1 protein-coding gene is annotated in these 14,410 nt (G+C 72.4%); it reads left to right on the plus strand.

The features are described from left to right. The first annotated feature begins 123 nt into the window (after positions 1–123). On the plus strand, positions 124–14,271 hold the full coding sequence (locus tag ACFY2K_RS14680; RefSeq protein WP_387711600.1) for a hypothetical protein: 14,148 nt from the start codon (positions 124–126) through the stop codon (positions 14,269–14,271). Positions 14,272–14,410 lie beyond the last annotated feature (139 nt).

Here is a 14,410-nt window from a genome sequence, read left to right on the forward strand (position 1 = left end):
TCATCCGTACCGGGCGTTGACCTCGGCAATTCTCTTGCCCACGCACGCGGGCATTCGCGTGACGGTCCTGTTGTCCGCCCACCCACGTCGTCGTGGGTGGGCGGTCGCGAGAGGAGACGCCGGATGGCTCCGGTGAGGTCGTTGCTCGGCGGTCGGTTCTCGACGGCCATGCGTGGTGTGCTCGCGCTGCTCTGCCTGCTGCCCCAGGGCGGACTGGCGCTGGCCGCCGCCCCGCCCGCGTACGCGCCCCAGGAGCCGTCCGAGGAGCAGCGGGCGCTGGTGGCGTGCACGCCGACCGGCACCTTCACCAACTGCACCCGGTTCACCTACAGCGGCGGCGACCAGACCTTCACCGTGCCGGCCGGTGTCACCAGCGTCTACGCGCGGCTCTGGGGCGGTGGTGGTGGCGGCTCGCCGAGCGCCTACTACACCGGTCAGTTCGGCGGCGGTGGCGGCGGCTACACCACCGGCACCATCGCCGTGACGCCCGGTCAGAGCCTGACCGTCACCTCCGGTCAGGGCGGTCTGATGAACCGGACCACCGCGGTGTACGGCGGCGGCGGTCCCGGCGGCCGGGGCGGGGCCGGCGGAGGCCTGGCGACGGGCGCCAGCGGCGGCGGCATGAGCGCCGTGTGGAACGGCAACTACGGCGGCACCCCGCTGCTGATCGCCGGCGGCGGCGGCGGTTCCTCGCCGGGCGCCGACACCGGCACCCCCGCCGCGGGCGGCGGCGGCGGGACCAGTGGCGGCCAGGACAACCGCCCGGCGAGCTCCGGCCGCGGCGGCACCCAGAGCGCCGGCGGCGCGGCCGCCACCCAGACCAGCTGCGGCAGCGCCACGGCGGGCAGCCGCTTCCTCGGCGGCAGCGGTGCGCCCAACAACAACGAGGGCGGCGGCGGTGGCGGCGGCGGCCTGTACGGCGGCGGTGGCGGCGCCTGCCAGGGCCCGAGCTCCCTGGAGCTCAACGGCATGGGCGGTGGCGGCTCCGGCTACACCGGCGGCACCGGGGTGACCAACGCGCAGACCGCCGCCGGCGCCAACAGCGCCGCCAACGGCCAGGGCGGCCTGGCCGCAGGACGCGACGACGCGCTCTACGGCTCCGGCATCGGCAACGGCGGCGGCACCGCCAACGGCGGCAACGGCGAGGTCACCCTGGAGTGGGTGACGCAGATCGGCCTGTCCATCAGGAAGACGGCCGCCCCGACCACCTACGTCCCGGGCCAGACCCTCACCTACACCGTCGTCGTCAGCAACGCCGGTCCGGCACCCGCCGTCGGCGCGGCGGTCCGGGACGCGCTGCCCGCCGCGCTGTCCGGGTTCACCTGGACCTGTGCGGCCGGCTCCGCGAGCAGCGGCTGCGGCGACGCGAGCGGCACGGGCAGCATCGACACGACGGCGACGGTCGCGGTGAACGACTCCGTGACGTACACGGTGACCGGCACGGTCCCGTCCGGGACCACCGGCACCCTGTCGAACACCGCGACGGTGACCCGCCCCAGCGCCACGACGGACCCGAACTGCGGACCGACCTGCTCCAGCTCCGTCGACACCCCGGGCCGGGTGACCACCGGACTGTCGGTGACCAAGACGCCCGACAAGAACCCGTACGTGCCCGGGCAGCCGCTGACCTACACCATCGTGGTGAAGAACGCCGGCCCCTCGGACGCCGTCGGCACCTCGGTCGCGGACAAGCTGCCCAACGCGATCCAGGGCTTCACCTGGAGGTGCACGGCCTCCAGCGGCAGTAGCTGTGGTGCCACCGCGTCCGGCACGGGCGACATCAACACGACGGTGAACATCCTGGCGGGCGGCCAGGTGAGCTACACGCTCACCGGCACGGTGCCGTCGGACGCGAACGGCTCACTGGACAACCGCGCCACGGTCACCCCGCCCACCGGCGCCACCGACCCGAACTGCTCACCGAAGTGCACCAGCACCGCCAACCCCATCCCGCCGGGCAACCAGGCGAACCTGGTCGTCTCCAAGACCCTGCTGACCAGTCCGGTGGTGCCGGGCCAGCAGGTCAAGTGGCAGGTGAAGGTCACCAACAACGGGCCCTCCCGGGCCCGCAACGTCGTCGTGACCGACCAGGTCCCGGCCGGGGTCACCGGGGCTGCCATGGTCAACGACCAGGACGGCAGCGCCTGCCCGGTCGCCAACGGCACGGCCACGTGCCCCGCCGTCGAGATCCCGGTCAACGGCACCGCCAGCTGGACGCTCAGCGGCACGCTCGACCCCAACGCCACCACCACGCCGACCAACTCCGCCGTCGTCACCGGCGGCCCCGACCCGTCGGCGTCCTCGCGCACCGCGGTCGCCTCGCCGACCGCGACGCCCACGCCGCAGGCCGGCCTGACCATCTCGAAGACGCTGCTGACCAGCCCGGTGGTGCCCGGGCAGCAGATCCAGTGGCGGGTGACGGTCGCCAACAGCGGCCCGTCACGGGCGCGGAACGTGGTCGTGACCGACCAGGTGCCGGCCGGGGTGAGCGGCGCTTCGATGAAGGCCGACGCGGACGGGACCGCCTGCTCGATCAGTGGTGGTGTCGCGACCTGCCCGGCGGTGGAGATCCCGGCGGGCTCGTCCGCGAGCTGGACACTGAGCGGCACGCTCTCGCCCGATGCGACGACGACCCCGACGAACACGGCGGTGGTGACGGGCGGTCCCGACCCGTCGGCGACCGCCCGTACGGCGGTGGCCTCGCCGAGCGCCCTGCCGACGCCGCAGGCCAACCTGATCGTCTCCAAGTCCCTGCTGACCAGCCCGGTGGTGCCCGGGCAGCAGATCCAGTGGCGGGTGACCGTCACCAACAACGGCCCGTCGCGGGCGCGGAACGTGGTCGTGACCGACCAGGTGCCGGCCGGGGTGAGCGGCGCTTCGATGAAGGCCGACGCGGACGGGACCGCCTGCTCGATCAGCGGTGGTGTCGCGACGTGTCCGGCGGTGGAGATCCCGGCGGGCTCGTCCGCGAGCTGGACGCTCAGCGGCTCGCTCGACCCCAACGCCACCACCACGCCGACGAACACGGTGACGGTGACGGGCGGGCCCGACCCGTCGGCCTCGACCCGCACCGCCGTGGCCTCGCCGACCGCCGCGCCCACGCCGCAGGCGGGCCTCAAGGTCTCCAAGTCGCTGGTGACCAGCCCGGTGGTGCCCGGCCAGCAGATCCAGTGGCAGATCAACGTCTTCAACTCCGGTCCGTCGCGGGCCCGGAACGTGGTGGTCGCCGACCAGATCCCGGCCGGGGTCAACAACGCCACCATGACCGGGCCGAACGGCACCACCTGCCCGATCGCCAACGGCGTCGCCACCTGCCCGGCGGTCGAGATCCCGGCCGGCCAGGCGCTGAACTGGACGCTCACCGGGACGCTGGACCCGAACGCCACGGCGACGCCGACGAACACGGTGACGGTGACGGGCGGTCCCGATCCGACGGCTGCCACGCACACGGCGGTGGCGTCCCCGTCCAACTCGCCGGTGCCGCAGGCGAACCTGGCCGTCTCGAAGGTGCTGCTGACGAGCCCAGTGGTGCCGGGGCAGCAGGTGCAGTGGCAGGTGTCGGTGACCAACAACGGGCCTTCGCGGGCGCGCAATGTGGTCGTGACGGATCAGGTGCCGGCTGGGGTGGGCGGTGCGTCGATGGCGGGTTCGGACGGTTCCACCTGTCCGATCAGTGGTGGTGTGGCGACGTGTCCTGCGGTGGAGATCCCGGCGGGGCAGACGATGACGTGGACGCTCTCCGGGACGCTGGACCCGAACGCCACGGCGACGCCTTCGAACACGGTGACGGTGACGGGTGGTCCGGATCCGACGGCTGCCACGCACACGGCGGTGGCGTCTCCGTCCAACTCGCCTTCGCCGCAGGCCAATCTGACTGTGTCGAAGGTGCTGCTCACCAATCCGGTGGTGCCCGGTCAGCAGGTGCAGTGGCGGGTGTCCGTCACGAACAACGGTCCGTCGAGGGCCCGGAACGTGGTGGTGACGGACCAGGTGCCGTCCGATGTCGCCGATGCCTCGATGCGGGCCGATGCGAGTGGGGCTGCCTGCCCGATCAGTGGTGGTGTGGCGACGTGTCCGGCGGTGGAGATTCCGGCCGGTCAGACGGTGACCTGGACGTTGACGGGAACGCTCGCCTCCGATGCGACGGCGACGCCTTCGAACACGGTGACGGTGACGGGTGGTCCGGATCCGATGGCGTCCACGCACACGGCGGTAGCGTCTCCGTCGAACTCGCCTTCGCTGCAGGCGAATCTGTCGGTGTCGAAGGTGCTGCTCACGAATCCGGTGGTGCCGGGTCAGCAGATTCAGTGGCAGGTGTCGGTCACGAACAGCGGGCCGTCGCGGGCGCGGAACGTGGTGGTGACGGATCAGGTGCCGTCGGGGGTGAGCGGTGCGTCGATGGCGGGTTCGGACGGTTCCACCTGTGCGATCAGTGGTGGTGTGGCGACGTGTCCGGCGGTGGAGATCCCGGCCGGGCAGACGATGACCTGGACGCTCTCCGGGACGCTGGACCCGAACGCGACCACCACGCCGACCAACTCCGTGACAGTGACCGGCGGTCCTGACCCGACGGCGTCCAGCCACACGGCGGTGGCCTCGCCGACCTCGTCGCCCACGCCGCAGGCCGGGCTGAGTATCGGCAAGGTGCTGCTGACGAACCCGGTCGTGCCGGGCCAGCAGATCCAGTGGCAGGTGACGGTCACCAACAACGGGCCCTCGCGCGCCCGGAACGTCGTCGTCACCGACCAGGTACCGGCGAGCGTCAACGGCGCGTCGATGACGGCAGACGCCGACGGCGCCAACTGCCCCGTCAGCAGCGGGGTTGCGACCTGCCCCGCTGTGGAGATCCCGGCCGGGCAGGCCCTCACCTGGACGCTCACCGGCACGCTCTCGCCCGACGCGACGACCACCCCGACGAACACGGCGGTCGTCACCGGCGGCCCCGACCCGGCGGCCACGGCCCGTACGGCGGTCGCCTCGCCAAGCTCCTCGCCGACGCCGCAGGCCAAGCTCGTCGTCTCGAAGGCGTTGCTCACCGATCCGGTGGTGCCGGGCCAGCAGGTGCAGTGGCGGGTGACGGTCACGAACAACGGGCCTTCGCGGGCTCGGAACGTCGTGGTCACGGATGCGGTGCCGGCGGGTGTGAACGACCCGAGCATGGTGGCCTCCGACGGGACCGCCTGCCCGATCGCGAACGGGACGGCGACGTGTCCGGCGGTGGAGATCCCTGCGGGCTCGTCCGCGACCTGGACGTTGACGGGCACGCTGGCGCCGGATGCGACCGTGACGCCGACGAACACGGCGGTGGTGACGGGCGGTCCTGATCCGACGGCGACCGCGCACACCGCTGTCGCTTCGCCGACCTCGACGCCTTCGCCTCAGGCGAAGCTCGTCGTCTCGAAGGTGCTGCTCACGGATCCTGTGGTTCCGGGTCAGCAGGTGCAGTGGCGGGTGTCGGTCACGAACAACGGTCCTTCGCGGGCGCGGAACGTGGTGGTGACGGATCAGGTGCCGTCGGGGGTGAGCGGTGCTTCGATGACGGGTTCGGACGGTTCCACCTGCCCGATCGCCAGCGGTGTCGCGACGTGTCCCGCGGTGGAGATCCCGGCCGGGCAGACGATGACGTGGACGCTCTCCGGCACGCTGGATGCGAACGCGACGACCACGCCGACCAACACGGCGGTCGTCACGGGCGGTCCTGACCCGACGGCGACCGCGCACACCGCCGTCGCCTCGCCGAGCACGTCGCCCTCGCCTCGTGCGAACCTCACCGTCTCGAAGTCGCTGCTGACGAACCCGGTGGTGCCGGGTCAGCAGGTGCAGTGGCAGGTGAGCGTCACGAACAACGGTCCTTCGCGGGCGCGGAACGTGGTGGTGACCGATCAGGTGCCGTCCGGGGTGAACGGTGCCTCGATGAAGGCGGATGCTGACGGCTCCACCTGCCCGATCGCCAGCGGTGTCGCGACGTGTCCCGCAGTGGAGATCCCGGCCGGCCAGACGATGACCTGGACACTCTCCGGCACGCTGGACCCGAACGCGACTGCGACCCCCGGCAATACGGTGACGGTGACGGGTGGCCCGGACCCGACGGCGTCCACGCACACAGCGGTGGCGTCTCCGTCCAACTCGCCTTCCCCGCAGGCGAATCTGACCGTGTCGAAGTCGCTGCTGACGAACCCGGTGGTGCCCGGTCAGCAGATCCAGTGGCAGGTGTCGGTGACCAACAACGGGCCGTCGCGGGCTCGGAACGTCGTGGTCACGGATACGGTGCCGTCCGGGGTGAACGACGCCTCGATGCGGGCCGACGCCGGTGGGGTCGCCTGCCCGATCAGTGGTGGTGCGGCGACGTGTCCGGCGGTGGAGATTCCGGCAGGGCAGACGATGACCTGGACGTTGACGGGAACGCTCGCCTCCGATGCGACGGCGACGCCGTCGAACACCGTGACGGTCACGGGTGGTCCGGACCCGACTGCCGCCACGCACACGGCGGTGGCTTCGCCGTCGAACTCGCCGTTGCCGCAGGCGAATCTGTCGGTGTCGAAGGTGCTGCTGACGAACCCGGTGGTGCCGGGTCAGCAGATCCAGTGGCAGGTGAGCGTCACCAACAACGGGCCTTCGCGGGCGCGCAATGTGGTGGTGACCGATCGGGTGCCGGTTGGGGTGAGCGGTGCCTCGATGACGGGTTCGGACGGTTCCACCTGCCCGGTCGCCAGCGGTGTCGCGATGTGTCCGGCGGTGGAGATCCCGGCCGGCCAGACGATGACGTGGACACTCTCCGGGACGCTGGACCCGAACGCGACCACCACGCCGACCAACTCCGTGACGGTGACCGGCGGTCCCGACCCGACGACGACCAGCCACACGGCGGTCGCCTCGCCGACTTCGTCGCCGACCCCGCAGGCCGGGCTGAGTATCGGCAAGGTGCTGCTGACGAACCCGGTCGTGCCGGGCCAGCAGATCCAGTGGCGGGTGAGCGTGACCAACAGCGGTCCCTCGCGGGCCCGGAACGTCGTGGTGACGGACCAGGTGCCGACCAGTGTCAACGGCGCGTCGATGACGGCGGACGCCGACGGTTCCACCTGCCCCATCGCCAATGGTGTGGCGACGTGTCCGGCGGTGGAGATTCCGGCGGGGCAGACGGCGACCTGGACCCTCAGCGGCACCCTCGACCCCAACGCGACGTCGACGCCGGGCAATACGGCAGTGGTGACGGGCGGCCCCGACCCGAGCGCGACGGCGCACACGGCCGTGGCCTCGCCTTCGAACTCGCCGTCGCCGCAGGCCAAGCTCGTCGTCTCGAAGGTGTTGCTCACCGATCCGGTGGTCCCGGGCCAGCAGATCCAGTGGCGGGTGACGGTCACGAACAACGGGCCGTCGCGGGCGCGGAACGTCGTGGTCACGGATGCGGTGCCGGCGGGTGTGAACGACCCGAGCATGGCGGCCTCCGACGGGACCGCCTGCCCGATCGCGAACGGGACGGCGACCTGTCCTGCGGTGGAGATCCCCGCGGGCTCGTCCGCGACCTGGACCCTGACCGGGACGCTGGCGCCGGACGCGACCGTGACGCCGACGAACACGGCGGTGGTGACGGGTGGTCCGGATCCGACGGCGACCGCGCACACGGCGGTGGCGTCTCCCTCGAACTCGCCCGCGCAGCAGGCAAGGCTGACGGTGTCGAAGGTGTTGCTCACCGACCCGGTGGTGCCGGGCCAGCAGGTGCAGTGGCGGGTGAGCGTGACCAACAACGGGCCTTCGCGGGCGCGGAACGTGGTGGTGACGGATCAGGTCCCGTCCGGGGTGAACAGTGCGTCGATGAAGGCGGATGCCGACGGTTCCATCTGCCAGATTGCCAATGGTGTGGCTACGTGTCCGGCGGTGGAGATCCCGGTCGGGCAGACGGCGACCTGGACGCTGTCCGGCACGCTCGATGCGAATGCGACCAGCACGCCGACGAACACGGCCGTGGTCACCGGCGGTCCCGACCCCTCGGCCACGGCGCACACGGTGGTGGCTTCGCCGTCGAACTCGCCTTCGCCGCAGGCGAAGCTGACCGTGTCGAAGGTGCTGCTGACGAACCCGGTGGTGCCGGGTCAGCAGATCCAGTGGCGGGTGTCGGTCACGAACAACGGGCCTTCGCGGGCGCGGAACGTGGTGGTGACGGATCAGGTCCCGTCCGGGGTGAACAGTGCCTCGATGGCGGCGGATGCTGACGGTTCCACCTGCCCGATCGCCAATGGTGTGGCCACGTGCCCGGCGGTGGAGATCCCGGTCGGGCAGACGGCGACCTGGACGCTGACGGGCACGCTGGCGCAGGATGCCACGCTGACGCCGGGCAACACGGTGACCGTGACGGGTGGTCCGGACCCGAGTACGCCGACCCACACGGCGGTGGCGTCTCCGTCGAACTCGCCCTTGCCGCAGGCGAATCTGGTGGTCTCGAAGGTGCTGGTCACTGACCCGGTGGTGCCGGGCCAGCAGATCCAGTGGCGGGTGAGCGTGACGAACAACGGCCCTTCGCGGGCTCGGAACGTGGTCGTCACCGACCGGATCCCCGACGGGGTGCTGAACGGGTCGATGAGCGCGCAGGACGGTACGGCGTGCCCGATCGCGAGCGGGACGGCGACCTGTCCGGCGGTGGAGATCCCGGCCGGGCAGACGCTGACCTGGACGCTCACCGGGACCCTCAGCCCGGACGCGACGATGACGCCGTCCAACACGGCGACCGTGACGGGTGGTCCGGACCCGAGTACGCCGACCCACACGGCGGTGGCGACTTCCTCGAACTCTCCCTCGCCGCAGGCGAATCTGGTGGTCTCGAAGGTGCTGGTCACTGACCCGGTGGTCCCGGGCCAGCAGATCCAGTGGCGGGTGGCGGTCACGAACAACGGTCCTTCGCGGGCCCGGAACGTGGTGGTGAGCGACCGGGTGCCGGCTGGGGTGTCGAACGCGTCCATGGCGGCGCAGGACGGTACCGCGTGCCCGATCACGAGCGGGACGGCGGCCTGCCCGGCGGTGGAGATCCCGGCCGGGCAGACGCTGACCTGGACGCTCACCGGGACCCTCAGCCCGGACGCGACGGTGACCCAGTCCAACACGGTGACCGTGACCGGTGGTCCGGACCCGACGGCTGCCACCCACACGGCGGTGGCGTCTCCTTCCAACTCGCCTGTGCCGCAGGCGAATCTTGCGGTGTCGAAGGTGCTGCTGACCAACCCGGTGGTGCCCGGGCAGCAGATCCAGTGGCGGGTGACGGTGACCAACAACGGTCCCTCGCGGGCCCGGAACGTCGTGGTCACGGACCGGGTGCCGGACGGCGTCAGCGGTGCGGGCATGACCGCCGCCGACGGGACCGTCTGCCCGATCACGAACGGGACGGCCGCCTGCCCGGCGATCGAGCTGGAGGTCGGCCAGTCGCAGACGTACACGCTGAGCGGCACGCTCATGCAGGACGCGACCGTGACGCCGACGAACACGGCGGTGGTGACGGGTGGTCCCGACCCCTCGGCCACGGCGCACACGGCGGTGGCTTCGCCTTCGGCCTCGCCCTCGCCGCAGGCGAAGCTGACCGTGTCGAAGGTGCTGCTGACGAACCCGGTCGTGCCGGGGGAGCAGATCCAGTGGCGCGTTTCGGTGACCAACAACGGTCCTTCGCGGGCCCGGAACGTGGTCGTCAGTGACCGGATCCCGGACGGGGTCTCCGATGCCGTGCTCCAGTCGGACGCCGACGCGAGCCGGTGCCCGATCACCGGCGGGACGGCGGTGTGCCCGGCGATCGAGCTGGAGGTCGGGCAGACCGCCTCGTACACGCTGACCGGGAGGCTGGCGCCGGACGCGACGGTGACGCCGACGAACACGGCGGTGGTGACGGGTGGTCCCGACCCCTCGGCCACGGCGCACACGGCGGTGGCCTCGCCGTCGAACTCGCCCTCGCCGCAGGCGAACCTGAGCATCGCCAAGGTGCTGGTGACCAACCCGGTCGTCCCCGGGCAGCAGATCCAGTGGCGGGTTTCGGTGACCAACAACGGTCCCTCGCGGGCCCGGAACGTGGTCGTGACCGACACGATCCCGGCCATGGTCAACGCCCCCGGGATGACCTCGGACACGGACGGTTCGACCTGTCCGATCAACAACGGCGTGGCGACCTGCCCCGCCGTCGAGATTCCGGCCGGCTCCACCGTGTCCTACACCGTCACCGGGACGCTCGACCCGGCGGCGACCAGCACCCCGGCGAACGTCGCCGTCGTCACCGGCGGGCCCGATCCGACGGCGACGGCCCACACGGCGACCGCGGAGGCCAGTGAGACGGTCGTGCCGCAGGCCCGCCTGACGGTGTCGAAGGTGCTGCTGACCGACCCGGTGGTGCCCGGACAGCGGATCGAGTGGCGGATCAGCGTGACCAACAACGGGCCGTCCCGGGCCCGGAACGTGGTGGTCAGCGACCGGCTGCCGGACGGCGTCGTCGGCGCCGAGCTGACGCCGGACGCGACGCACGCGGCCTGCCCGGTCTCGGGCGGCGTGGCGACCTGTCCGGCGGTGGAGATCCCGGTCGGCGGGACGGCGACGTACACGGTCGCCGGCACCCTCGCCCAGGACGCGACGACGGTGCCCGGCAACACCGCCGTGGTGACCGGCGGACCGGACCCGAGCGCGACGGCCCACACGGCGGTCGCCTCGCCCACCGGCTCGCCCTCGCCGCAGGCGCGGCTGAGCCTGGCCAAGGTGCTGGTCACCGACCCGGTGGTGCCGGGTGGGACGATCCAGTGGCGGGTGACCGTCACCAACCAGGGGCCGTCCCGGGCCCGGAACGTCGTGGTCACCGACCGGGTCCCGGACGGCGTGACCGGCGCCATGATGGTCTCGGACGAGGACGGTACCCGGTGCGCGATCACCAACGGCGTCGCCGGCTGCCCGGCGATCGAGCTGGAGGTCGGGCAGATGGCCTCGTACACGCTGAGCGGGACGCTCGCTGCCGATGCCGTCGTCACCCCGACGAACACAGCGACGGCCACGGGTGGTCCGGACCCGAGCACGCCGACCCACACGGCTGTCGCCTCGCCCACCAACTCGCCGTCACCGCAGGCGAATCTGTCGGTGTCGAAGGTGCTGGTCACCGACCCGGTGGTGCCGGGTCAGCGGATCCAGTGGCGAGTGACGGTGACCAACCATGGGCCTTCGCGGGCGCGCAATGTGGTGGTGACGGATCGGGTGCCGGCCGGGGTGTCGAATGCGTCGATGGTGGCGCAGGACGGTACGGCGTGCCCGATTGCGAGCGGGACGGCGACGTGTCCGGCGGTGGAGATCCCGGCGGGGCAGACGGTGACCTGGACGCTCACCGGGACTCTCAGCGCGGATGCGACGGTGACGCCGTCCAACACGGTGACCGTGACGGGTGGTCCGGACCCGAGTACGCCGACCCACACGGCGGTGGCTTCGCCGTCGAACTCGCCGTCGCCGCAGGCGAATCTGTCGGTGTCGAAGGTTCTGTTGACGAACCCGGTGGTGCCGGGGCAGCAGATCCAGTGGCGGGTGAGCGTGACGAACAACGGGCCGTCGCGAGCGCGCAACGTCGTCGTGACCGACCAGGTGCCGGCCGGGGTGTCGAACGCGTCCATGGCGGCGCAGGACGGTACTGCCTGCCCGATCGGCAATGGTGTGGCGACGTGTCCGGCAGTGGAGATCCCGGCCGGTGACACGGTGACCTGGACGCTTACCGGGACGCTGGATGCCGATGCCACGGTGACGCCGATCAACTCGGTCACCGTGACGGGTGGTCCGGACCCGAGCACGCCGACCCACACAGCGGTGGCTTCGCCGTCGAACTCGCCGTCGCCCCAGGCGAATCTGTCGGTGTCGAAGGTGTTGCTGACGAACCCGGTGGTGCCGGGTCAGCAGATCCAGTGGCGGGTGAGCGTGACGAACAATGGTCCTTCGCGAGCCCGGAACGTCGTCGTCACCGATCAGGTGCCGGCCGGGGTGTCGAACGCGTCCATGGCGGCGCAGGACGGTACCGCCTGCCCGATCGCGAACGGGACGGCGACCTGCCCGGCCGTCGAGATCCCGGCCGGTGGCACGGTGACCTGGACGCTCACCGGGACACTGGACGCCGACGCCACCGTCACACCGACCAACTCGGTCACCGTCACGGGCGGGCCCGACCCGAGCACGCCCGTGCACACCGCCACCGCCTCGCCCAGCGGCACTCCCGAGCCGCAGGTCCGGTTGTCGGTGTCGAAGGTGCTGCTGACCGACCCGGCGGTTCCGGGCCGGCAGATCCAGTGGCAGGTCAGTGTGACGAACGACGGTCCTTCGCGGGCGCGGAACGTGGTCGTGACCGATCAGGTGCCGGCCGGGGTGCTGAACGCCTCGATGGCGGCGCAGGACGGTACGGCGTGCCCGATCGCGAACGGGACGGCGACCTGCCCGGCCGTCGAGATCCCGGTCGGCGGGCTGCTGACCTGGACCCTGACCGGCACGCTCGACCCCGCCGCCACGGTGACGCCGACCAACACGGCCCTCGTCACCGGAGGCCCGGACCCGAGCACCGTCACCCACACCGCGGTGGCCAGTCCCTCGACCGGGCCGGTGGCCGAGGCACGCCTGTCGGTCGCCAAGGTGCTGGTCACCGACCCGGTGGTGCCCGGACAGCGGATCGAGTGGCAGGTGACCGTCACCAACCTGGGGCCGTCCGTCGCTCGTGACGTGGTGGTCACCGACCGGGTGCCGGACGGGGTGTTGAACGCGTCGATGACGGCGGACGACGGTACCGCCTGCCCGATCGCGAACGGGACGGTGACCTGTCCGGCCGTCGGGATCGCCGTCGGCGCCACCCGGACCTGGACCCTGACCGGCACGCTGGACGCCGGTGCCACCGTCACGCCGGTCAACACGGCGACCGTGACCGGCGGGCCCGACCCGGGGACGCCGACCCACACGGCGGTCGCCTCGCCGAGCTCCTCGCCGTCGGCGCAGGCCCGGCTGACCGTCGCCAAGGTCCTCGTCACCAACCCGGTGGTGCCCGGGGCGCCGATCGAGTGGCAGGTGACCGTGACCAACGACGGCCCCTCCACGGCGCGCGGTGTCGGGGTGACGGACCGGGTGCCCGCCGGGGTGAGCGGCGCCTCGATGACCGGGCCCGGCGGTGCGAGCTGCACCGTCGCGGACGGGACGGCGACCTGCCCGGCGGTGGAGATCCCGGTCGGGCGGACGCTGACCTGGACCCTGCGCGGCACGCTCGACCCGGCCGCGACCGTCACGCCCACCAACACGGTCACCGTGACCGGTGGGCCCGACCCGGGTACGCCGACCCACACGGCGGTCGCCTCGCCGAGCTCTTCGCCCTCGGGGCAGGCCCGGCTGACCGTCGCCAAGGTGCTGCTGACCTCCCCGGTCGTCGCCGGGCAGCAGATCCGGTGGCGGGTCACCGTGACCAACGACGGGCCCTCGCTGGCCCGCAACGTGGTCGTCACCGACGAGGTGCCCGCCGGCGTGAACGACGCGTCGATGACGGCCGACGCCGACGGGACGCCGTGCCCCGTCGCGAGCGGGACGGCGACCTGCCCGGCGGTGGAGATCCCGGTCGGTGCGACGCTGTCCTGGACGCTGACCGGCACGCTGGACCCGAACGCCACGGCCGTTCCGGTCAACACGGTGGTGGTGACGGGCGGCCCGGATCCGAGCACGACCGCGCACACGGCGGTGGCGACGCCGACCGAGCCGATCACCGTCCAGCACGACCTGCTGCTCAGCAAGCAGGCGAGCCCGGCGAACCCGAAGGCCGGTGACACCGTGACGTACACGGTCACCGCGACCAACCGGGCCAGCGGCACGTACCTCGGGGCCGTCGTCACCGACGACCTCTCCGGGGTGCTGGACGGCGCGGTGTACGACGCCGACGCCCGTGCCAGCAGCGGACGGACGGCCTACGCGGCGCCGCGGCTGACCTGGACGCTGGACCTCCTGCCGGGGGCGACGGAGACGCTCAGCTACACCGTCACCGTGAAGCCGGACGCGGGCGGCACGGCGCTGGTCAACCGGCTGACCGCCGACGGGTCCAACTGCTCGGGCGGCAACGGGGCCCGCCGGGCGGTGGTGGGCAACTGCTCGACCACCACCACCGTCCGGAACACGCCCAGCCCGAGCCCGACCAGCAAGCCGCCGCTGCCGCCCACCGGGAGCGGGAACCCGTTCGCGGCGCTGCTGGCGACGGTGGTGTTCCTGGTGGTCGGTGGCAGCCTGATCGCGGCCCGCCGCGACCGCCGCTCCCGTCGCTGACCCGCGGTGACCGTCGGGCGGCCGGGTCGACCGGCCGCCCGCCCGCCCCCGGTGACCCCCCCCGGGGCCCCGCGCCGACCAGCTGCGCCAACCGCCCCCCGGGGTCGCCCGGGGCCGCGGGGCCCGGCGCCGCGCTCTA

The organism is Kitasatospora sp. NPDC001309 (assembly GCF_042896295.1).
In the GTDB taxonomy this organism is placed as follows: Bacteria; Actinomycetota; Actinomycetes; order Streptomycetales; family Streptomycetaceae; genus Kitasatospora.

Coding starts and splice junctions, on each gene's coding strand:
- ACFY2K_RS14680 (WP_387711600.1), top strand. CDS start 124: ATGGCTCCGGTGAGGTCGTTGCTCGGCGGTCGGTTCTCGACGGCCATG.